The organism is Methanoregula sp., assembly GCF_041645475.1.
Classification (GTDB): Archaea; Halobacteriota; Methanomicrobia; order Methanomicrobiales; family Methanospirillaceae; genus Methanoregula.
Window position 1 is genome coordinate 136,049 of record NZ_JBAZQA010000005.1, and the last position, 20,912, is coordinate 156,960.

Genomic DNA, 20,912 nt, shown 5'->3' on the forward strand with positions numbered 1-20,912 from the left:
AAAAACACACGGTTTCAGGTGATTACCGTGCAGATAAAAGAGTCAGAACTTCAGCACTTTTTTTCGCGCACTGGCAGACATCGCATAAGTTGATGTCACTTTCACCGGTAACGACTGCAAGTGCCCAACGGTCGATCATAGCATCCATCTCGGACGATATCATCACTTCACCCGCACCCCGCTTCCTGCTCAGGTACTGTGATACCGCTGCCCTGGTCACGCCAAGGCGTTTGGCTGCATCACTCTGGCTGAGCCCCTGTTTCTGAACGAGCCTTGAGACCATCTCTGCTCTCATGGGGGGTAACAGAACCCTGACCATGGAATCGCAGTGCATAAGGGTACAGGTATGTTTTGTCATACGCAGGCCGGCTGGGGCTTATTCGTAGCCTCTGCCCGGTTCTGGTAGATGATCTGGCGGGCATCGCGGAAATTGAACTTCTCGATGATGAGCTGACGCTCCTTGAGTTTCTTTAACGCATAGCGAACTGTCCGGGGTGCAAGGTGGCTCTTTTGTACAAGATCTTTGTGGGTCATTGCCCCACCCGCATCCAGTATCTCGAGCACCGTCTTTGAGGACGGTGGCAGTTGTGTGGGATACATGTTGGTAATGTTAACACTGTTAACATATCAACCTGTCGGTAATTTAAACCCCCCTCTCTCAATATCTCATCATGTTCGAGCGACAGGAGCGCCTGGCAATCCTGCTTCTTGTCGGTGTTGCCATTGCCGTCATCTCGGGACATCTTGTTCTCACGTATATCGGAAAACAGCCATTTGCCCGCCCGTTCTCTGCATCCTCTTCCGATGGGGAACTGGTCCATGCTGAAGGTCAGATCGATCAGATAACAATTACAAAAGAGGGGGATTATGCCCTGATTAAGATGAATAATACAACCCTTTTCACACAATCGCAGCATGTCCGGACTCTCGGGCTTCAGAAAGGTGATCGGGTATCCGTATATGGGATTGTCCAGACCTATCACGGAAAAAAAGAGCTGGTGGTTGATACTGCCGGGGATATCCGGCGTATCCCGGCAGATACGCCCCTGCAGGGATAGCGGGGATTAGGGATTACTTGCGCAGATACATTTTCTGATATTTTCAGGTTGCAGGCAGGACTTCAGGGCTTTTTTCCGGATGCCTGCTTATGATCGATGCAATTGCCCGCTGAATCGTGTCCCGGACCTCTTCGTCCGGATCTTCTGATGCTTCCCTGAGGTGTGGCAGAGCACCCTCATCGCCAATTGTGCCGAGTGCCCAGGCCGCTTCTTTCCGGACCTGTTTTTTTGTATCCTTAAGCAGGGGAATGAGGGCGGGAACCGCCCGGGTATCCCGGAGTTTTCCAAGGCCCCAGGCGGCCCCGGTCCGGAGCCACTTATCCTTGGACCCCAGCGCAACAATCAGCGGCTCAACGGCTCTCCGATCCCCGATCTTCCCAAGGGACTTGGCGGCCAGCCACTGTACGTCCACGAATGGATCGTTCAGGGCTGCAATAAGGGGCTCAACCGCAGACTCATCACCTTCGGCTCCCAGTGCCTCCGCAGCTTTCCAGCGGAAGTTGAGATTGGAATCTTTGAGAAGGGCGATAAAACCTTTGACCCGTAGTTTCCGGTACTCTTCCAGAGCAGATCTCTCTTCCGGTGTCAGCTCCCGGGGCTTTCCTGCACGGGGAACCGGCACTTCATCGTCTCCCATTTATAAAACCCTCTAGCAACCCATAGGCGATATCGGACCATTAACTTTTCCCGGCCCTTTATCGTGAGACGGACTCCCGTTTGAAAAAAAATCCCCCGGAGTGGGATTATCAGAAATAAAAAAACGGGTATTGAAGGAACGGCTCAGTGGTGTCTTCCTATGGCTGGATTTCCAAAGTAACCGAGAAGTTCTTCACCGTGTGGGTGAGCGCGCCCATGCTGATGGTATCAACGCCGCAGGTTGCATACGAGGGAAGTGAATTCTCATCAACGCCCCCGGAAACCTCAAGGATCACCCGATTACGGAGATTACTGGTTTTGAGGAGTTCAACTGCTGTGCGGATCTGCGCCGGGTTCATGTTGTCGAGCAGGATGATGTCCGCTCCTGCCGTTGCAGCTTTTTGTGCATCTTCCGGTGTCTCGACTTCGGCCTCCACGATCCGGTAGGCCGATACCGCCCGCGCCTTCCGGATTGCGGTCTCCAGCGGGACGAGGACAAGGTGGTTGTCTTTAATCAAAATCCCGTCGCTCAGGCTGGTCCGGTGGGGATCTCCTCCCCCGAGAAGGACCGCCTTTTTATCCAGTGCGCGGGAGCCGGGTGCGGTCTTTCTGGTGCCCGCGATCCGGCACGACTGGCTGACGGATGCGACAAGATCTGCCATCTTCCGGGTCTGGGTTGCGATCCCGCTCATGCGCCCGATGATGTTGAGCGCCGTACGTTCAACGAGGAGAATCTTCCGTGCATTCCCGGATAGTGCGAGAATAACATCTCCTGCTCTGACTTTTTCCCCATCGCGTACCCGGCATGTTGCAGTAACGTGAAAGTATTCGAACAGCTCTGCTGCCTCTTCAAGGCCTGCAATAGTCCCGTCCTGCTCGGCCCTGATGACCGCCGAACAGCTGACTTCGGGAATAACGGCCTCTGAAGTCACATCTCCAAACGGGGCATCCTCCTCGATATAGTGCAAGAGGTTATGAATCGAGACCATGGTTTTCCCGTACCGGTACTCCTATGTTCCCACGACGATCGGATCCGTGATCTTCTCCAGGAGGGAGAGAATGGACAGGGCAGCAAGAAAACTGGTTGCCGGGTTGTCCGGGCTGGGGAAATTGGTCACTTTAATGTAGGTCTCCCCAAAGTCCCCCTCGAAGAACAGCTCGTGGACATTGCGGTCCACGGCCGGGTCGACCCACAGCTCCACGTCAGTATCCTGCCCTGCGGCGAGACTCATAGCTACGGAGACATTGACATTTTTCGGGAATGCCTTGATGCACTCGTTGGCTTTTCCCGAGAAGATCTGCTTTCTTGTTGTGGCCTCAATGCCCAGCGAAGACGGACTCTTGGTTGTCCTGAGAAGCAGGCGGCTGATCTTCGAGATCCTGCCTATCTTAAGATTGTCCAGGCCAAAGATCGCGCCGCTTGGAATGTAGATCTTCTTTCCCTGGAGAAGGGCGGTCCTGCGGCACTCGTCCCGGAAGGTCAGGTCCGTGAGTGCCCCGACGCTCATGATAATGATGTCTTTTTTATGCGAGAGCACGTTGATTGCATGTGCCCGTGCAGCGCTGACCGATGCCGCTTCGACAACGATATCGATATCCGATGTAACGAATGACTCAAAATCCTGGTATGCCCGGGCTCCGCATAAAGCTGCGATCTCCTGCGCCCGGTCGAAAACCTGATCGTAAACCGCGGAGATCACAAAACTGCCGGCGTGGTGTGCAATAATGTGACCGATATTGCCACAGCCAAGCAGCCCGATTTTTATCATGATAAACAGATTACGGGTTTAATCGGTTAAGCATTGTGATGAATAGGGCTGTTTTACGGCACAGTCCCTTCGTTTATCCAGCCCGGCAGGAGCTCGTTTTGTTCAACACTATTTAGTCACCTGGCCACCTAGGAAATAATAACTCTGTGTGGCGGTAAGAATGAACCCGATCCTCCCGGCCGAACCCTGCGGCAGCGATGCGCTGGACTCGTTGCGCAACCAGCGTGTCTTTATCGAGACCTACGGGTGCCGGTATAATTTTGGCGATTCCGCAAAACTTGCCGAGATTCTCAAACACCATGGCAACACCCTCGTGGATGCGGAAGATGAGGCCGATGTTATTATCGTCAACACCTGCACGGTTGTCGGACCGACCGAGCGGCGGATGCTCCGGAGACTGTCCCGGTTCCGAAATCGCCCGCTCTACGTGACGGGATGTATGCCCGAAGTCCAGCGTGAGGCAATTCTTGCGGTCTGCGATCCCGTGATCATCCCCCCGGATACGATCCAGGAGAAATATCGCAGTGTCCGGACGGTATCCGGTGAAGGAGTGGGCATCGTCCAGGTGGCCCAGGGTTGTCCGGGTGCATGCACATACTGCATAACCCGGTTCGCCCGTGGTCCCCTCAAAAGTTTCCCCCTGTCGGAGATCCGCGATCAGGTCCGGGCATTTGCCAAACTCAACACCCCGGAGATCCAGCTCACGGCCCAGGATGTGAGCGCCTGGGGCATGGATACCGGGCAAACGCCTGCAGAACTCCTCACGGATCTCGATTCAATTCCGGGTACATACCGGCTGCGGGTGGGTATGATGAACCCGGCAACCGTGATGCAGGATCTGGATGCTCTTATCGCAGCGTTCTCCGGTGAACATATCTTCAGGTTCATCCACCTGCCCGTGCAATCCGGTTCGGACCGGATCCTCCGGAAGATGGGGAGGAGATATACGGTCCAGGATTTCGAAGAGATTGTCTCGGCTTTCCGGAAGGCCTATCCGAATCTCACTCTTATGACCGATATGATCGTGGGGATACCCGGTGAGGCTGAGGACGAGTTCCACCAGTCCCTTGACCTGATTGGTCGTGTCCGCCCCAACAAAGTGAATGTCACGCGGTATTCAGCACGCCCGTTCACCCCCCTTGCCTTGGAAAAAGACTTCCCGGATTCTGTCAGGAAAGACCGGTCCCGCGCCATGAATGTTCTGTCAGAGCAGGTTTATACTGAAATCAACCGTCCCTGGCTCAACCGAAACGCCTCCATAACCGTAACGGAAAAGATCCGGGACGGGTCGGTGATGGCCCGGACACGGGAGTATACCGGCGTTGTGATCAACGAAGACCTCCCGATAGGTCATGAGGGCATTGCGGTTCTTAAAAAAGACCGGAAATACTTTTTTGTCGGGGAACTGGTGAAGTAACGGCGGAAACTCTCGCCCCGTCACTCTGTATCCGCTGTGGCATGGATGGCTCGCCCGGAAACGAGCGGTTTAATAGCCGGGGCATCAACAACTCTTATCCTGACAATTACGACGAGGTAATGAGCACATGGACGAGATAGAAAACGGTTTTGAAAAACTGATGCAGAAGATCGATGAGATGCAGGGCAAAGAGAAAGAACTCTCCGATGAGATCAAGAATAATGACGCAAAGCTGCTTGCCCGGATGGCAAACTCTGCAATACCCGTTGTCAAGATTGTCGGCCTGAACATGCTCAAGATGGGCAAGCAGGATACCAAGGGGGAGATCTATGACCCCATGTATTATCCCGCGAAGATGATCATCCTCGGCAAGAGCGAACCCGCTGCGTTCCGTCCCGACAATCCCGGAAAGCAGGTAACCGACCAGTTCTGCGTCCTCTCTGAAGATGGTGACTTCTTTGAACTGATGTACAGTTTCGACGGGTTCCTCACGGACTCCTATCTCAATCCCATTGATGCAAAAAAAGCCATCGACCACTATGGCTACGATATCATGTTCATGTTATACCGGGCACTCCACGATTACCTGGATGGAGAAGAAGCCCTTGTTGCGGCGCTCGACAAAGTGATCGGGTACGTATTTGCCCGCAGCCAGTAATCTGCCGGAATATCTCCCGGCAATCTTTTTTTAGAAAAATTTACTCCGTTTCATCCCTGTGTTTTGGGAAGAGCCGGAACTATCCTGCAGGAATCGGATAAAACAAGAAATGCTGGATGGGCCCGATGTGATTCGAACACATGACCTCCCGGTTATCAGCCGGGCGCACCACCGGACTATGCTACGGGCCCAGATTGCTACCTAGAATTTACCCTAATAACTACTCCATTGGAGTTTTTATAAGTTTGTGAATCCCCCGGAAAGATCGGGATCCATTCAGATAGGGATATGTGTAAAAAAACCACGGTACATATACGGAGCCGGAATATGGAACAGAATTATCTCCTCGGGAATGAAGCGATCGCCCATGCCTGCGTAGAAGCGGGTGTGGATTTTGTCAGCGGCTATCCGGGTACGCCTTCGTCGGAAGTGATCGACACCCTGCGCCTGCGGCCGGAGCGGTCGTATTATGTGGAATGGTCGGTGAACGAGAAAGTCGCGCTGGAAAATGCCCTTGCTGCTGCATGGTGCGGTATCCGCGCACTCTGCACCATGAAGCATGTCGGGCTCAATGTCGCAGCCGATCCCCTGATGACCAGCGCATATACCGGCGTTACGGGCGGTCTTGTGATCCTGAGCGCGGACGACCCGTTCGCCCACAGCTCCCAGAACGAACAGGACACGCGCTGCTATGCCCATTTCGCCCGGATCCCCTGCTTCGATCCCGCGAGTGTGCAGGAAGCCCACGACATGATCCGTGACGCGTTCGAATTGTCCGAGGAGTTCCACCTGCCCGTCCTGTTCCGCCCGACAACGCGCATCTGCCATTCGAAAGGGGATGTGCAGCTCGGAGACGTGCAAAAAAGCACGCGTGTCGGGGAGTTCCATAAGGATCCCCGCCAGTATGTCGTGATTCCGGTGAACACCCGGGTCCTTCACAGGAAACTCAACGAGAAGCAGCCGGCAATCAGGAAGCGGCTGGTCGAGAAGGGATTCAACCGGTACGAGATCCGGGGCAAGACCGCGATCATCGCAAGCGGTATCGGCGCATCCTATGTGCAGGAACTGCTCCCGCCCGGCGTCTCGTTCATGAAGATCGCAGCGTACCCGATCGATGAGGAATGGCTCGGGGACTTCGTGCAGAAGCACGAGAAGGTACTCGTGATCGAGGAGCTTGCCCCGGAAGTCGAGGAGATTGTCCGGCAGGTTGCCGGGTGCGTCCCTGTCTTTGGGAAGAAGAACGGGTATGCCCCCTACGAGGGCGAACTGTCCCCTCTTGCCGTGGCAGGTATCATGGAGAAGGCCGGTTTCCTGAAGAACCCGTTCCCCGCAATAGAACCGGTACAGAATATTCCCCCGCGCCCCCCGATCCTCTGTGCGGGATGCCTCCACCGGAGCGCATTCTATGCCATAAAGAAAGTGTTCCGGGATGCCATCTACCCCAGCGACATCGGGTGTTACACGCTGGGGCTCCAGCTCGGGGCCGTTGATACCACGATCTGCATGGGTGCATCCATAACGGTCGCGAGCGGCATAGCTCATTCCGGCGAACCCCGCGACGTGGTCTGCACGATTGGGGATTCGACATTCCTGCACACGGGTATCCAGGGCCTCCTGAATGCGGTCTATAACGGGGCGAACATGACGGTTATAATCCTCGACAACCGGATCACCGCCATGACCGGTCACCAGCCCAACCCGAATACCGGCCAGACCGCCTGCGGCGTGGAATCGCCCCCGGTGTCGCTCGAAGCGCTCTGCCGTGCCTGCGGGGTAAGTTTTGTCGAGGGGATCGACCCCTACGATTTTACCGGCATGGTGCATGTGCTCCAGGAAGCTAAGAATCGAAAAGGCGTCAAGGTCATCATCGCCAAGCAGATGTGCGTTATCTCGGCCCGCCGCGCAGGAGTAAAGCGCGGGCGGTATACGGTTGATCCCGAGACCTGCAACGGGTGCGGCACCTGCGTCCGGTTCGGATGCCCTGCCATCGAGTTTGTGAACGAGAAAGCGCAGATCAACGAGCTGTGCAGCGGCTGTGCGGTCTGTGCCCAGCTCTGTCCTGCCGGAGCTATTATGCGGGAGGCGAAGAAATGAGCCCCGGTTTCGATATCCTGATCGTCGGGATCGGGGGGCAGGGAACCATTCTTGCCTCGAATGTCCTAGGCGAGGCCTGCCTGATCGAAGGCCGGCATGTCAAGGGCGCCGAGACCCACGGCATGGCCCAGCGCGGGGGTTCTGTTGAGAGCCATATCCGGATCGACGGGGAGTTCGGCCCCCTGATCGCGCCGGGACAGGCGGATCTCCTGATATCGTTCGATCTTCTCGAAGCCATCCGGTATTCCCATTACCTGAAACCTTCGGGAAAGATGGTGGTCAACCGTCACCTTGTCCTCCCGACATCGGTGTACACCCAGAAACTTGTGGCGCCTTCAGAAGAGGAGATCATAACCGCGCTCAAAAAGTACGAACTCTGTCTTCTCGATGCCGATAAAATCGCAACCGATGCGGGAAGCCCGCTCTCCCAGAACGTGGTGATGCTCGGCGCAGCCTCCAAGTGGATGCCCCTGAAGTCTGCAACACTCCTCGAGTCCGTCCGGAAACTTGTGCCAAAGAAGACGGTCGAGATCAACACAAAGGCCTTCGAGATGGGCAGGGACGCCGGCGGGAAGAACTGAATGAGGCGGAGGTCAGGCGCTCCCGAAGTGGACCGGATCTACGAAGGGGACGCGCTCGAACTCCTGCCCGCCGTTCCGTCGGGAACCGTTGACCTGATCATCACGGATCCCCCGTTTGCCATTGATTTCAAGGCGCAGAGGCTCAACTACAACCGGAAAGGGTCGAATGTCATTGAAGGTTACCAGGAGATTCCGGAAGGGGAGTACGGCTCTTTTACCCGCAGCTGGATGGCAGAAGCTGCCCGTGTGCTCGCCCCTTCGGGAAGCATGTACGTTTTTTCCGGCTGGAACCGGCTCCGGGATATCCTGGAAGGGCTGGATGCAGCCGGGCTTACTACGGTCAATCACCTGATCTGGAAGTACCAGTTCGGGGTGTTTACGAAGAAGAAGTACGTCACCAGCCACTATCACATTCTCTTCGTGGTGAAAGATCCAAAGCACTACACGTTCAACAAGATAGATCATTATCCCGAGGACGTCTGGGTCATCAGCCGCGAGTACTGGAAGGGCAGGAAAAAGACGCCCACCAAGCTCCCCTCGGAACTGGTGAAAAAGATCCTCCTGTACTCCAGCAACCCCGGTGATCTGGTGCTCGATCCGTTCCTTGGTTCCGGGACGGTTGCTTACGTTGCGAGGCAGGAAGGGCGGCATTTCCTCGGCTTTGAGGTTGTTCCGGAGTATTGTGCCTTTGCCCGGGACTCCCTCTCCGGTACAACCGGCAGGCGCTGATCTCTGCCGGCACTGGATTTCCGGAAATCACGTTAGGTGTTTCGCATGGGGGGGGTCTGTTCCGGTCTGAACCATAATGAGTGGGGGGGTTACCCCCATGTGAAAAAAAAGTGGAGGGGGGGTCTGCGCCATACCCCCCACCTCAATTATGAGTAATGTGCATTGCATCCACTTGCCGCAATGCCATTTCACCTGGAAATTCAGACGTGATGAAAATCTTTCCCGGCTACTCACTGTTGAGTAGGGGAAGTGCCCGGGCCCGGTGGGGTGGGGGGGTCTCCCGTATACTTCCCCCCTCATAGGGCAGGGGGGTCCGATCGTTTTAAAAAAATAATGATGGGGGGGTCAGCAGTTGACCCCCCCTGCTTTCCTGATCCTGCCCGGACGAAAAGCAGGAAAAACCAGAAAAACAAAGAAACGCTGAGGGGGGGAATTGAACCCCCGAGGCACTTTCGCACCACAGGCTTTCCAGGCCTGCGCCCTACCGCTAGACTACCTCAGCAAAAAGTGTATCCTATGTATATGCAGGGTATTTTTTTAATGCTATCTCTTTCTCCAGAACCGGTTGCCCTGCTTTCCGGGTGAATCCCGCCTCTGGGAGTATGCCGGTTTTGTTCCCGGTGCCTTTGATGGACCTGAACCCTTCGGCGCCTTTGGTTTTTTATCGCGGGGTACGGCGTTTTCCGATTTCGTCCATCGCCGGGGATACGTACCCGGGGCCATAAAGACGGTTGTCGGGGCGATGACAAGGCCGGTCTGCCCGGGTGTGAATCCCGTGGATGGCACCAGTGCCCGGCCAAGGCCGATGAACTCGTTCTTCTGCGAGAGAAGTACGACCGTGTGGCCCCGTTCAAACGGCATGCAGGAAAGGACGCCGACCCCGGCGAGAACCGCGCCGTGGCAGACGGCATCGATCGCAGTGTCCCGGACGGTGACCGTCGGGATATCGGGAATGGACCGGTCCACCGGGAGGATCAGGGAAACGAGGGCCGCGCGATCCCCCGCTTTGGCGGCAACGGCAGCATCCTGGACTTCGTGGAGGGTGTGCATATCTGCTTCCACAAAGGTCCCGGAGCGGGTACGGCGCAGCTCCTGCATATGCCCCCCGACACCCAGGGCGAACCCCATGTGGTGGCAGAGCGACCGGATGTACGTACCGGCATCGCATTTTGCCCGGAAGAGGACGAGCCGTCCGTCAATACCCAGAACCTCCATCTCCTGGATGGTCCTGATGCGGAGGTTGCGTTTCACGGCACTCTTCCGGGGCGGGCGCTGGTAGAGGCGGCCGGTGAACTCTTCTGCCACCTGACGGATACGCTCCTCTTCGGCATCCCCGTGCAGCCGCATCAGGCAGACGTATTCCTTGTCGTGCTGGAGCAAAAGCGGGGCGAGCCGGACTGCGTTCCCGAGCATGATCAGGAGCAGGCCCGAGACCTGCGGGTCGAGCGTGCCGGAGTGGCCCACCGGGCAGCCCAGCATCTTTCCCACCCATGCGGCCACCTCATGGCTCGATGGTCCCTTCGGTTTGTCGAGAACAATGATCCCGGATCCGCTCCACAGGTGGACTTTTTCCGGCCCTGCCGGATCAACTGCGTCTGTCATGATATCCTCCCTTTTTTTGGTGAGATAGGCATTGAGTGCTCCCAGGGTTCCTTCCAGCGATCCATCCCCCACAACTGCCGGGGGAACACCTGCCGTCTGCATCACGCCAGCCGTTATCTCCCCTATTGCCATGACCAGAAGGTCCGGGCGCGGGGTCCAGGTGGCTTTCGTAAACGACATGGCGCTCGTGAACAGGATCGCGCTGGCAGGTTCGAGATCAAGGTGCGCACCCGTTGGCTCAAGACCATAGCACCGGAACTCGCGGACTATGCCGCCTGCCGCCGTAATGGCATCGAGAAGTACGGGGTTCGGGACTGCTGCCCGGGGGATGCCGATACGTTTGCCGGCAATCCAGGTTCCGAGGTAGGGTACGAAATCCTTTGAATAGAAACTCGGGAGGGTTTCGGTCTCGATCCCGTGCGCCTGGAGCTCCTTTGCCGTCTGGGGCCCGATAGCAATGATCCGGGCTCCCGTCACCTTGCCCATCCGGGGAGCGATCAGTTTTGCCGGCAGTGCGCTTGTGAAAAATATCGCATCGAAGTCCCCGTGTTCAGCTGCGGTTACAAACTCCGCAATCACGTCCTCACGGATCTCTGACCGAAGCGGGTGCACGCTGTAACCGGTGTGCCCGAAATCTGCACACCGCGCAGCGTCGCCTGATTCCTTTCCGGAAAGCCTGGTGATTGCTATCTTCATTACGAACTTGTCGCCCCTTGATGGATATGATAGTTGTTATGTTGGTATGCATTTCGGTTGATTTATGTCCGCGCTCCCGGATCACTACTCAATGATAGAGATCCTGCTTGGTGTGCTCATCGGCGTAGCGCTCGGTACCGTCAGCGGGATCATCCCCGGGGTCCATGCCAACACGCTTGCCGGCGTTCTCTTAAGTCTCCAGCTGGTGCTCCTCTCGCTCCTTGGCCCTGTTGCTCTCGCAGGGGCGATGTTTGCCGCCCTTATCACGCATACCTTCGTGGATGCCATCCCAAGCACGTTTCTCGGTATCCCGGAAGCCGACACCTCCCTTGCAGTATTACCTGCCCACGCGCTCTGCATGGAAGGCAAGGGGGAGGAAGCGGTGCGGATAGCTGCTCTCGGGAGTGCCTGCGCCATGGTGATTGCGGTTCCGCTCTCGATCCTCTGCTTTCTTGCCTTACCGGCGCTCCAGCCGTATTTCGACTGGTGGATCGGCATCCTGCTGGTTGCTTCGGTGGGGTATATGATTGTCACCAGTGAAGCGCCCGGGTGGGCATTTGCCATCTTTCTCGTCTCCGGGATGCTGGGTGCCTTTGCGCTCCACTATGCGTTTCTCGGGTGGCATACTCTTGCCGGGGGAAGTGCCATCCTCATGCCGCTGCTCACCGGGCTGTTTGGGATTGCGGTCCTCCTCACGGCATCCCGGGGAGTACTGCCGGAACAGCATTTCAGGGGACTGCGGGTAGAAGACAGGACAGTCGTGAAGTGTTCGGTGCTCGGGACGCTTGCCGGTGTTGCCGTGGGGTGGCTCCCGGGGCTTTCGACTGCCTCGGCAAACGGTGTGCTGGCATCGATCATCGGCTATGAAAAAGATCGCCGTGCCTATATTCTTGCCACCAGTGCGGCCAATACTGCCAATGCGTTCATCGGCCTTGCTGCGCTCTTTGCCCTCTCGCGGATGCGCAACGGGGTCATGGTTGCCCTGTCGGAACTCCCGCTGCCCACAATGAGCGAGCTTATGGTGGTCGGGATTCTCGCGGCCTGTGCTGCCTACCTTATCACGGTAGGACTGTCCCGCTTTGCGTACCTTCTTCACGGGATTGACAGTCACCTGCTGAACCGGGCTGTGATCGTTTTTGTTGTTTGTCTTAGTTTTCTCCTCACCGGCCCCTTCGGGATGCTCATCCTTATCCTTGCGATCGCGGTCGGTCTTGTTCCTCATATCGTGAATGTCCCGCGAATGTACTGTATGGGGGCGATCATGGTTCCTGTCATGCTATGGTCGTTTGGTCTTGCGTGGATCTGAATGGGATTTGAAACCTCCAGCAAAGCTGCTTTCGTAAAACCCCTGATTCCGCTGCCGTGATATGCGATCTTTATACTCCCCGGCATCCTTACATTTCTGATATGCGGTCCTACTGGTTCGGCGATATGGATAATGGGGTATGTACACCCTGCCCGGGGGATCTTCCTTTGCGGGCAGGCAGGGTTGCCACTATCCATACCCGTCTTGAGGATTTTGTTCCCCTCTCCTGGGAGGATGCCGTTTCATGCGGGATTTGCACCACCCGGGCCGAATACATTGCTGCCCTCCGGGAAGTCTGCTTTTTTGCTGCCGAACAGGAGATACGGGAACGGTATGCCGGTAAGGATGCGGAACTGCTCCAGATGGTCAGGACTCTTGACGAGATGGATACGGTTATCAACCTGCTATCCGAGCGGGTTGTGGAATGGCACCAGGTACGGCACCCCACGTTCTCCCGCAAGTACCGTAAGACTCCTGCCCACGTCATGATAAAAACCATTGCAATGAAAGGACGGGGAGCTCTTGGCAGGACTGCCAGCCAGGTTGAACAACTGTCCGTTGCGAGGACCGATCTCGCCCGGGAAGTATCAGACCGGGCAAACCGGGTGATGCCCAACACCAGCGCGCTTATCGGAGGGCTGGTTGCCGCCCGGCTCATGGCAATTGCCGGCGGCCTCCTTCCGCTCTCCCGTCTCCCGGCGAGCGTGATCCAGGTACTGGGCGCCCGTACGGCAATCTTCGCCCACCTGCGGACCAAATCCCCCTCTCCCAAGCACGGGATCATCTTCCAGCACCGGAGGGTCCACAATGCCCCCCGGGAGGTCCGCGGGAAAGTTGCGCGGGTTCTGGCAGGGAAACTCGCGATTGCGGCAAAGCTCGATTATTTCCGCGGTGTTGCGGTACCGGAATTCCTTGAGACCGCCCAGGCACGAATCGATGCCACAGGAGCGGGGACCACCCCGAAGGAGCAGCCATGATCCGAATTGGCGATGTACTCGTCTCCCGTGGGGAAGGGGGAGTCTATGGTGAACGAACCCTTGCCGGCGCCCGGGTCTGGGACCCGTACCGGAGCAAGCTTGCGGCGTTGTACTACGTTGGAACCGGTGTGGAACTGACGCCGGAGATGCGGGTACTCTACCTTGGGGCCGCAAACGGCACGACCGTATCCCATGTTGCGGATTATACGGAAGTGGTCTATTCTGTAGAATTTGCCCCCCATCCCATGCAGGATCTGCTGGAAGTTGCGCGGCGGCGCAGGAATATCGTCCCGATCATGGCCGATGCCTGCCGCCCGGAACTGTACGCCCCTCTTGTGGAAGCCGTTGACCTGCTCTACCAGGATGTTGCCCAGCCTGACCAGGCCGACATTGCAATCAGGAACTGCGTGTTCCTGAAAAACGGGGGAACGCTGGTACTCATGCTCAAGACGCGGAGCGTTGACGTGAGGAAAGAGCCGGGAGAAGTCTTTCAGGATACGGTTGCCGCTCTTGAGGCAGCGGGTCTTCAGATCAGGGAGCAGGTCTGGCTTGTCCCGTACCACCAGGACCATGCTGCGATCGTCTGCACGAAACCCGGGCCGGTATACCTGAAGGGGGGAACCTGCAATGAGTGACGGTATCCGGGTTTACACCGGCGTGGGGGCACTGTCGGTGTTTGCCATCATCCTTCTTGTCATCCTCGTCATCATCCTGATCCCGCTCATTCTCCTCGGGGTTATTGGTGCAGCATTCACCCGGCTCGGTTTCTCCTGGATTGCTGCGATAGCGGTTGTCTTTTTGATGTTGTTTGGGAGTTTCATCAACATCCCCGTTTACCGGGTAAAGCGCGATATGATCCGGGTCTCCCCTGAAAATCCCGCCGGGTTTGATGTACCGACTCCATTCATGTCGCAGCAGGTCTGGGAAACCCTGATCTCGGTCAACCTCGGGGGCGCGGTCATTCCCGTGTGCATAGCGTTGTATCTTCTGTACCAGGCGACCCTGATTACCGGCTCTTCCCTCCTCCTGCCCACGACCGTTTGTTTTGTGATCGTTGCGGGAGTATCCTTCGTTGCAACCCGGATGATCAGCGGATATGGTCTCAAAGTATCCCTGATTATCCCGGCACTGACTGCGCTTCTCGTTGGTCTCCTCATATCGGGCGGGACTGGCCTTTCAGCAGCGGTGACTGCCTGTGCAGGGGGTATACTTGGCACCCTGATTGGAGGAAATATCGCTCACCTTTTCAGGATAAAAGAGATCGAAATTTCCGAGGTAAGTATCGGCGGTTCAGGAACGTTTGGTGCGATATTTCTCTGCTGCATCCTGCCGGCGCTGATAGCGTAAACCGCGATTCACCTTTTTTTTAACCGTACAAATCCTGCGGTATTGAGTGAAACGCGAAGAAGAAGTAGCCCGGAGCAGATTCGAACTGCTGTCGGGGGATCCAGAGTCCCCCATGATTGACCGCTACACTACCGGGCTATGTGCCTCATACTTTTTGCCGCTGTTGCCTAATTAAGGTGACGGAACACGGACCCGGAAAGGTCAAACGGATCCGGCGCGGTCACAGCGTTTGCAGGCGAGACAGACTTCCCTTACCGGCTGGATGAGGCTGCCTTTGCCGCAGAATGGTTCGATATCGTGAGCGTCCCGGATGTAATAGATGTGCGGGACCAGGGAGATGTGGGTATAGGTCCCGCAGGGAATGCCAAGCTGGTCCGCAATGGATTTCTGGAGCTGGACAAGGGCATACATGTTGGCTCCTGCGGCCGTGAGCATGTCATTTGACCGGAAGATCACCCGCATATCCAGTTTTCCCTTCCGGATGACGCACTGGACAAGCTGAAGGCAGGGGCAGTCGTCGAGTTTTTCATCAATAACCGGGTTCCAGGTAATGGCTATGGCCCGCCGGGTCTCCGGGGACGACCGGAGTTTTTCGACAATATAGGCAATCTGGTCTACATGTACCGGTTTTTCTTCAGCAACCAGCCGCTCGCCCCAGTCAAAGAGCCTGCCGTGATAATCGTATTCAAAGGAAGCATGCGAGCCCAGAAGAAGATCCTTTGCGTACTGCTCAACAAATCTCTGCTGGAACCGGGAGCTCGGGCTTGTCATCGGTTCTGCGAGAGGAGTATCAACCTGCAGGGCGATCTCTTCGAATTCCACCGTTGCTTCGGCATCTTCGGTCCGGAGGAGCCAGCCTTTCTCAAGGATCATTTTGACGACCAGCTCGTGAGCCCTGCCGATGCTGGGTGCCCGGATGATTCTCATGCAGATAGGTGTGTTACGGTATATTGTATATTTGTTGTATTTGCAGGAATTTTCCAGGGATTTTCAGTGCGTATATATCTGAGTAAACTGGCTTTGAAGGTTTTTTGGTAATGTACAATACAAACACATTGATTGTGGAATTAATAAGAAAATTAATAATGGGCCTTTTAATAATGGGATTTCCCGATAAATACCGGTCAAATTATATTGCTCCGGTAAGAACTATTTTATTATAACCAGATGAATTTTTAGTGCATCCAATGGAAGATATCCGGATTCGATTGCAAAACTGAATGCGCGACATATATACGATCTTCAAAGAATGTCATGAACGGATTATCTCCGGGGAGCTTGCTGAATTGTATCGGGAAAATCAAATTATCTGCCTTTAATCTGCAATCGGACTCGATTTTTGGTCAGAATCGGCTGATAAAATCAACCACAAAGGATATATTAGCTCTTTTACAAATACTCTTCCATATTCCGTCAAAACGGAGTATGGGGCTCGTAGAACCGTTATTCGGCATTTGTCGAAAGTGGTTTACGGCTTGAATTGTATGATGTAATCTTTGGAGGAATTGAAAACATGACTAAGCGATTTACTATCGCACTGGTTGCACTCGCGCTCTTTGTGCTCGTTGCAGTAATGCCGGTATCGGCCGCTTACTACCACACCGCAGCGAACATCAGCCGAGGTGGAACCGTGTTTATTGGAGAACAGGGACTTAACGTCTCTGCCGCACAGATGCAGGTAGCGTATTCGTCGTACGACGGATCCTTCACTGCAGCTGCAGGTGGAGTAGATGCAACTGCCGGAACAATCGGCTGGTGGGCATCTGCAGCAAACCTTGGCAGCAGCAACCCGTCTACCACCTTCCAGCTGGCTGGACAGAACATGTCGTTCACCGTTGGAACTGGCAGCTTTGTTGGTTACACCGGTAACTGGTACATTGTCAACCAGTCCACGCAGCGCGCCATGGTGCCCGCTATCTTCACTGTTGCAGACCCACAGATCACTCTCAAGATCTGGGACTTCTCCCAGAACACTGATATGACTGGAAAGTCTGTCCCGCAGGGAGAAGCACTCGGTTTCGCTATCGAGACCAACCTGCAGAATGCACTTGACGCCCGGTACCGTGCACCCGTGTACAACACCCGTGCCTCACAGGGTACTGATGCAAACGGCAACACCTTAACCGACGGTTTCATTGATATCAAGGTCAAGGATGAGTCAGGAACGACATATACCAGCCTCTGGAACTCAAACGTTGCAACTGGTTGCGTTACTGCTGCTGTTCCGATCACCATGCAGAACGTCTCCACCCAGCCATGGACCTGGGGAGCATTCACCAACCCGACACAGGTTGGACTGAACTGGTCAACAGCTTCACTGTTCAACGGCCAGTATGCATACCCGGTAGGAACCTACACGGTATCCGTTGAGTCCAAGCTCAACAACATGAAGGACAACTACAAGAATGCAGGTGCAGATTACACCGGCAAGACTGTATCCGCTACCCAGACCGTCACCCTTGTCTCTGACACGCTGAAGGTTGAGGCAAACAAGGATTCAGTTGTCCGCAGCAAGCCGTTCTCGGTAACTATCACCGGCAAGCCCAACACCATCTACCACATCTGGGTGAAGGGTTCCAGCACCATGACTGGCGGTTACGACAACCAGCCCCCGGTAATTTCCCCGAACCAGGATGGCGTCAAGTTTGACCCCCTCGTCTGGGATGCATCCGGCCCGACCGCCTACGCCAATGCGAATGTAGCCCCCGCAGGTACTACTCCGTCCTCTGGTGGATACAGCTACCAGAATGCAGGGTCCACTGCAAGAAGAGTCTGGGATGATGTAGCTCACGGCAGCGCAAATGCACAGGCTCTCTCTACGCTCGGTAACGGTTCTTATGTGAACGCAAACATCACGACTTCCGTATCCGGGACGAGGACTGTTGAGTTCATGACCACCAACTGGACCAAGGCACAGAAGTACACTATCCATGTCGAGAAGTGGGACAGCCTTAACCAGTACAAGAGCGATGAGGTTGATGTGAAGGTCGAGAAGGGCGCAGTCACTATCGTGGCAGCCGGCGACCAGAGCTACTACCTTGGAGAGGAGATCAAGTTCTCAGGTACTAACACTGAGACCTACAAGACCTACCTGTTCCTTATCGGACCCAACCTGGACACGGATGGTTCAGACATATCTGACCCGAACCCACGTCAGAATCCAGTAATTAACGGCGACGCAACTACTTTCCAGAACGTGGATGTCCAGGGTGACAACACATGGTCCTGGAAGTGGGGAACTGCAAACTACGCACTTGATGCAGGTTCATACACCATCTACGCAGTAAGCCAGCCCAACGACAAGACCAACTTAGGCTCTGCAGCATATGGCACGGTTTCCATCGTTATCAAGAAGCCGTTCGTTTCTGCAACTGCCTCACAGTCGACTGTAGCACAGGGTGACAAGGTATTCATCACCGGTATTGCAGAAGGCCAGCCCCCAGCAGGTGTCAAGATCTGGACTCTCGGTAAGAACTACCCCAGAGTAGCAGAAGATGTCAAGACTGAAGCAGTCAACTCTGACGGCTCGTTCAAGTACGAGATCACCAGGGCAACAACCACCGATCTTTACCCCGGCCAGTACTTCGTCGTTGTTCAGCACCCGATGCAGAACACCATCTTTGATGTTGACGCAGTAGCTGGAACCGGCACTGATACTGGTAAGACGGTTGTCTTCAACATGCAGCTCGGCACAGCCGGTACTGGAACCAAGGTCTTCACGCTCCTCGGAGCAGGAAGCCTCCAGGGATCCGATGCAGCTGAAGCACTTGTCCAGGGAATCAACGACCCCAATGTCGATGATACCTACACCAAGCTCCAGTTCATTGTCGAGACCCCCAAGATCACCATCGCACCGATCAGCGACAAGCACGTTGGTGACAAGTTCACCATCACTGCAACCACCAACCTTGCAGTAGATGACGACGTACTCGTCCAGGTCGTTTCATCATCATTCAAGCCGACCCAGAAGTCCCAGAGCGGAGAGTTCAGCGGTGTCGGTCAGACCATCAAGGTCAAGAAGGGTGACAGCGGTCTCAACGCGCTCTCTGTCGATGTTGATGCATCCGCATACAAACCCGACGAGTACCTTGTAACCATGCAGGGAGTACTCGTAACCGGTGCCAGCGACTCAGCACTGTTCAACATTCTTGAAGGCGCTGCCCCAACGGCAGTTCCGTCAGTTGTTGCAACCACTGTAGCACCCGTTACAACTGTAGCAACCAAGGTCCCAACAACAGTCCCGACCACCGTTCCGACTACCAAGTCGCCCGGTTACGGTGCACTGATTGCGCTCATTGGTCTCGGTGCAGTTGCATTCATTGTTGTGCGCAGGCACTAACACCAAAATCTAATTTTTTTTCTCAATTCACGGGTAATCCCGACGCTTTTTTCTTTGCTTTTCTCACCCTGCACTGGCATCTTTATATTATTCAAGGGGTCAAGGTAGATGTGTAAAAGAACCTCCCCCTGCGGGGTGTTTGCACACGGGTGATACCTGATATGAAACTGACCGCTAAAATTCTGGATATCGCAACAAGAGGCGTACTTCTCAACCGGCTTGATGCACGCAGTATCGGTGTATTAAATGGTGATCGTGTCCAGATCATCAACCCGAAAAATGGCGTGTCCGTTGCTGCGTTTGTGGAAACCACATCAACCATAGCCCAGCAGGGAACCGGTGGGATTTACCGGATAACCAATGAACGACTGCACCTTGAGGATGGGGCCGATATTGAGATCCGGGAAGCCGCCAGACCCGCGTCCCTTGATTTTATAAAAAAGAAGATGGATGGCGGAAGACTCTCCAAAGAGGAGACGCTGACTATCATCAGGGATGTGGTAAGTGACGATCTATCGCCCGCTGAACTTACGGCTTTTATAACCGCGTCCTATATCAATCCCCTTGACATGGATGAGGTTGAACATCTCACCCGCGCAATGGTGGAAACCGGGGAACAGATCAAGTTCCCATCCCGCCCTATTGTGGATAAACATTCGATCGGGGGAGTACCGGGCAACAAGATCTCGTTTCTTGTAGTCCCCATCATCGCGGCAAGCGGCCTGAAAATTCCAAAAACCAGTTCGCGTGCCATTACCGGGGCCGGGGGCACTGCTGACCTCATGGAAGTTTTGGCATTTGTTGAATTCTCTGCATCGGAAGTCCAGCAGATGACTGAGAAGATCGGTGGGTGTATTGTCTGGGGCGGTGCCACGAACATTGCTCCTGCCGATGACCGGATCATCATCCAGGAATACCCGTTCAAGATCGATGCACGGGGCCAGATGCTTGCCAGTGTCATGGCAAAGAAATTTGCCGTTGGGGCAAATCTCGTAGTCATCGATATTCCCGTAGGCCAGCATACCAAGGTTTCAACCATGCAGGAGGGACGAAAGCTTGCCCGGGAGTTCATCGAACTCGGCGAACGTCTCAATATGAAAGTTGAATGTGCTCTTACGTATGGGGACATACCTGTGGGTCACAGTATCGGTCCCAAGCTCGAAGTCATTGAAGCATTGCGCGTGCTGGAAGGTGCAACCGAACCCAATTCCTTCATCCAGAAAAGCCTCTCCATAGCGGGTATCGCCTTCGAGATGTCCGGAAAGGCGCCGCGTGGCGGCGGTACCGCCATGGCACAGGAGCTCCTCACGAGCGGAAAAGCGCTTGAGAAATTCCGTCGGATCATTGAGATCCAGGGTGGAGATCCCAACATCAAGTCCTCCGATATCAGCCCCGGCGAACACCAGTATGTGATAAAATCACCGGCATCAGGGTACGTGATCGAGATGAACAACACCTCCCTCATCACCCTTGCGCGAACTGCCGGAGCACCCCATGACCGGGGAGCCGGTATCCTCCTTCACGCGAAAAAAGGCAAGCTGGTCAAAAGCGGCGATCCGCTCTTTACGATCTATGCAGACCGGAGCTGGCGTCTCCAGAATGCAATTGAGGAGGGAAGACGGCTTATGCCCATCCTGGTTGAGGGTATGCTGCTTGACCGGGTTCCGTCAATTACCGAGATTTAGACCGATGTCCTGATATAT

At 55.2% G+C, this 20,912-nt stretch carries 19 protein-coding genes and 3 tRNA genes; 12 read left to right on the forward strand and 10 right to left on the reverse strand.

The features are described 5' to 3' along the window. Positions 1-22 precede the first annotated feature (22 nt). Positions 23-358 carry a transcriptional regulator gene (locus tag WC598_RS06475; protein WP_372960660.1) on the reverse strand — a complete coding sequence of 112 codons (336 nt, stop codon included), beginning with the start codon at positions 356-358 and terminating at the stop codon, positions 23-25. After that, positions 355-600 carry a MarR family transcriptional regulator gene (locus WC598_RS06480; protein WP_372960661.1) on the reverse strand — a complete coding sequence of 82 codons (246 nt, stop codon included), beginning with the start codon at positions 598-600 and terminating at the stop codon, positions 355-357. Before WC598_RS06480 ends, WC598_RS06475 begins: the two co-directional genes overlap by 4 nt. Positions 601-671: 71 nt before the next feature. Here WC598_RS06480 and WC598_RS06485 point away from each other — a divergent pair, with 71 nt between their 5' ends. Beyond that, positions 672-1,058 carry a hypothetical protein gene (locus WC598_RS06485; protein ID WP_372960662.1) on the forward strand — a complete coding sequence of 129 codons (387 nt, stop codon included), beginning with the start codon at positions 672-674 and terminating at the stop codon, positions 1,056-1,058. 43 nt (positions 1,059-1,101) lie between these two features. Here WC598_RS06485 and WC598_RS06490 read toward each other — a convergent pair whose 3' ends face one another. From WC598_RS06490 to nadX, 3 genes are all read right to left on the reverse strand, one after another. Then, the gene (locus tag WC598_RS06490) at positions 1,102-1,695 is read right to left on the reverse strand and encodes a HEAT repeat domain-containing protein (protein ID WP_372960663.1); all 594 of its coding nucleotides are present in this window, start codon (positions 1,693-1,695) and stop codon (positions 1,102-1,104) included. A gap of 157 nt (positions 1,696-1,852) precedes the next feature. Further along, on the reverse strand, positions 1,853-2,683 hold the full coding sequence (gene nadC, locus WC598_RS06495) for a carboxylating nicotinate-nucleotide diphosphorylase (RefSeq protein ID WP_372960664.1): 831 nt from the start codon (positions 2,681-2,683) through the stop codon (positions 1,853-1,855). A gap of 21 nt (positions 2,684-2,704) precedes the next feature. Next, complete coding sequence (gene nadX, locus WC598_RS06500; protein WP_372960665.1) at positions 2,705-3,463, reverse strand: aspartate dehydrogenase; 759 nt, start codon at positions 3,461-3,463, stop codon at positions 2,705-2,707. A 160-nt stretch (positions 3,464-3,623) separates the two neighbouring features. On the opposite strand from nadX, the gene WC598_RS06505 reads away from it, so the two are divergent. Together WC598_RS06505 and WC598_RS06510 are read left to right on the forward strand one after the other, a co-directional pair. Continuing rightward, entirely contained in the window at positions 3,624-4,880 is a 1,257-nt protein-coding gene (locus WC598_RS06505; RefSeq protein ID WP_372960666.1) for a radical SAM protein, read from the forward strand. Between the two features lie 127 nt (positions 4,881-5,007). Beyond that, entirely contained in the window at positions 5,008-5,538 is a 531-nt protein-coding gene (locus tag WC598_RS06510; RefSeq protein WP_372960667.1) for a hypothetical protein, read from the forward strand. 117 nt (positions 5,539-5,655) lie between these two features. Here the strand turns inward: WC598_RS06510 and WC598_RS06515 are convergent. Further along, a tRNA-Ile gene (locus WC598_RS06515) sits at positions 5,656-5,729 on the reverse strand. Positions 5,730-5,865: 136 nt separating this feature from the next. Between WC598_RS06515 and iorA the strand changes: the two genes are divergently transcribed. The 3 genes from iorA to WC598_RS06530 are packed head-to-tail and all read left to right on the forward strand — an operon-like array spanning position 5,866 to position 8,942. Then, positions 5,866-7,632: an indolepyruvate ferredoxin oxidoreductase subunit alpha gene (iorA, locus tag WC598_RS06520; protein WP_372960668.1), complete on the forward strand. Its 1,767-nt coding sequence runs from the start codon at positions 5,866-5,868 to the stop codon at positions 7,630-7,632. Beyond that, entirely contained in the window at positions 7,629-8,213 is a 585-nt protein-coding gene (locus WC598_RS06525) for an indolepyruvate oxidoreductase subunit beta (protein WP_372960669.1), read from the forward strand. Before iorA ends, WC598_RS06525 begins: the two co-directional genes overlap by 4 nt. Further along, on the forward strand, positions 8,214-8,942 hold the full coding sequence (locus tag WC598_RS06530) for a site-specific DNA-methyltransferase (protein ID WP_372960670.1): 729 nt from the start codon (positions 8,214-8,216) through the stop codon (positions 8,940-8,942). It begins immediately after the preceding gene. Positions 8,943-9,360: 418 nt separating this feature from the next. Here WC598_RS06530 and WC598_RS06535 read toward each other — a convergent pair. Both WC598_RS06535 and WC598_RS06540 read right to left on the reverse strand, forming a co-directional pair. After that, a tRNA-Ser gene (locus WC598_RS06535) sits at positions 9,361-9,444 on the reverse strand. 41 nt (positions 9,445-9,485) lie between these two features. Further along, entirely contained in the window at positions 9,486-11,240 is a 1,755-nt protein-coding gene (locus tag WC598_RS06540) for an RNA-guided pseudouridylation complex pseudouridine synthase subunit Cbf5 (RefSeq protein ID WP_372960671.1), read from the reverse strand. A 64-nt stretch (positions 11,241-11,304) separates the two neighbouring features. Here WC598_RS06540 and WC598_RS06545 point away from each other — a divergent pair, with 64 nt between their 5' ends. From WC598_RS06545 to WC598_RS06560, 4 genes are all read left to right on the forward strand, one after another. After that, a complete protein-coding gene (locus WC598_RS06545; protein WP_372960672.1) occupies positions 11,305-12,546 on the forward strand; it encodes a tripartite tricarboxylate transporter permease in 1,242 nt (413 codons plus the stop codon). A 101-nt stretch (positions 12,547-12,647) separates the two neighbouring features. Then, the gene (locus tag WC598_RS06550) at positions 12,648-13,523 is read left to right on the forward strand and encodes an RNA-processing protein (RefSeq protein WP_372960673.1); all 876 of its coding nucleotides are present in this window, start codon (positions 12,648-12,650) and stop codon (positions 13,521-13,523) included. Further along, a complete protein-coding gene (locus tag WC598_RS06555; RefSeq protein WP_372960674.1) occupies positions 13,520-14,158 on the forward strand; it encodes a fibrillarin-like rRNA/tRNA 2'-O-methyltransferase in 639 nt (212 codons plus the stop codon). Before WC598_RS06550 ends, WC598_RS06555 begins: the two co-directional genes overlap by 4 nt. Next, entirely contained in the window at positions 14,151-14,870 is a 720-nt protein-coding gene (locus WC598_RS06560) for a DUF1614 domain-containing protein (protein ID WP_372960675.1), read from the forward strand. The genes WC598_RS06555 and WC598_RS06560 overlap by 8 nt, the downstream gene beginning before the upstream one ends. Positions 14,871-14,935: 65 nt before the next feature. On the opposite strand, the gene WC598_RS06565 is transcribed toward WC598_RS06560, so the two are convergent. Both WC598_RS06565 and WC598_RS06570 read right to left on the reverse strand, forming a co-directional pair. Next, positions 14,936-15,008: transfer RNA gene (locus WC598_RS06565), tRNA-Gln, on the reverse strand. Between the two features lie 63 nt (positions 15,009-15,071). Further along, the gene (locus tag WC598_RS06570) at positions 15,072-15,797 is read right to left on the reverse strand and encodes a thymidylate synthase (protein WP_372960676.1); all 726 of its coding nucleotides are present in this window, start codon (positions 15,795-15,797) and stop codon (positions 15,072-15,074) included. 586 nt (positions 15,798-16,383) lie between these two features. Between WC598_RS06570 and WC598_RS06575 the strand changes: the two genes are divergently transcribed. Further along, a complete protein-coding gene (locus WC598_RS06575) occupies positions 16,384-19,209 on the forward strand; it encodes an MEMAR_RS02690 family S-layer glycoprotein (RefSeq protein WP_372960677.1) in 2,826 nt (941 codons plus the stop codon). Positions 19,210-19,370: 161 nt separating this feature from the next. Beyond that, on the forward strand, positions 19,371-20,894 hold the full coding sequence (locus tag WC598_RS06580; RefSeq protein WP_372960678.1) for an AMP phosphorylase: 1,524 nt from the start codon (positions 19,371-19,373) through the stop codon (positions 20,892-20,894). Positions 20,895-20,912: the final 18 nt, after the last annotated feature.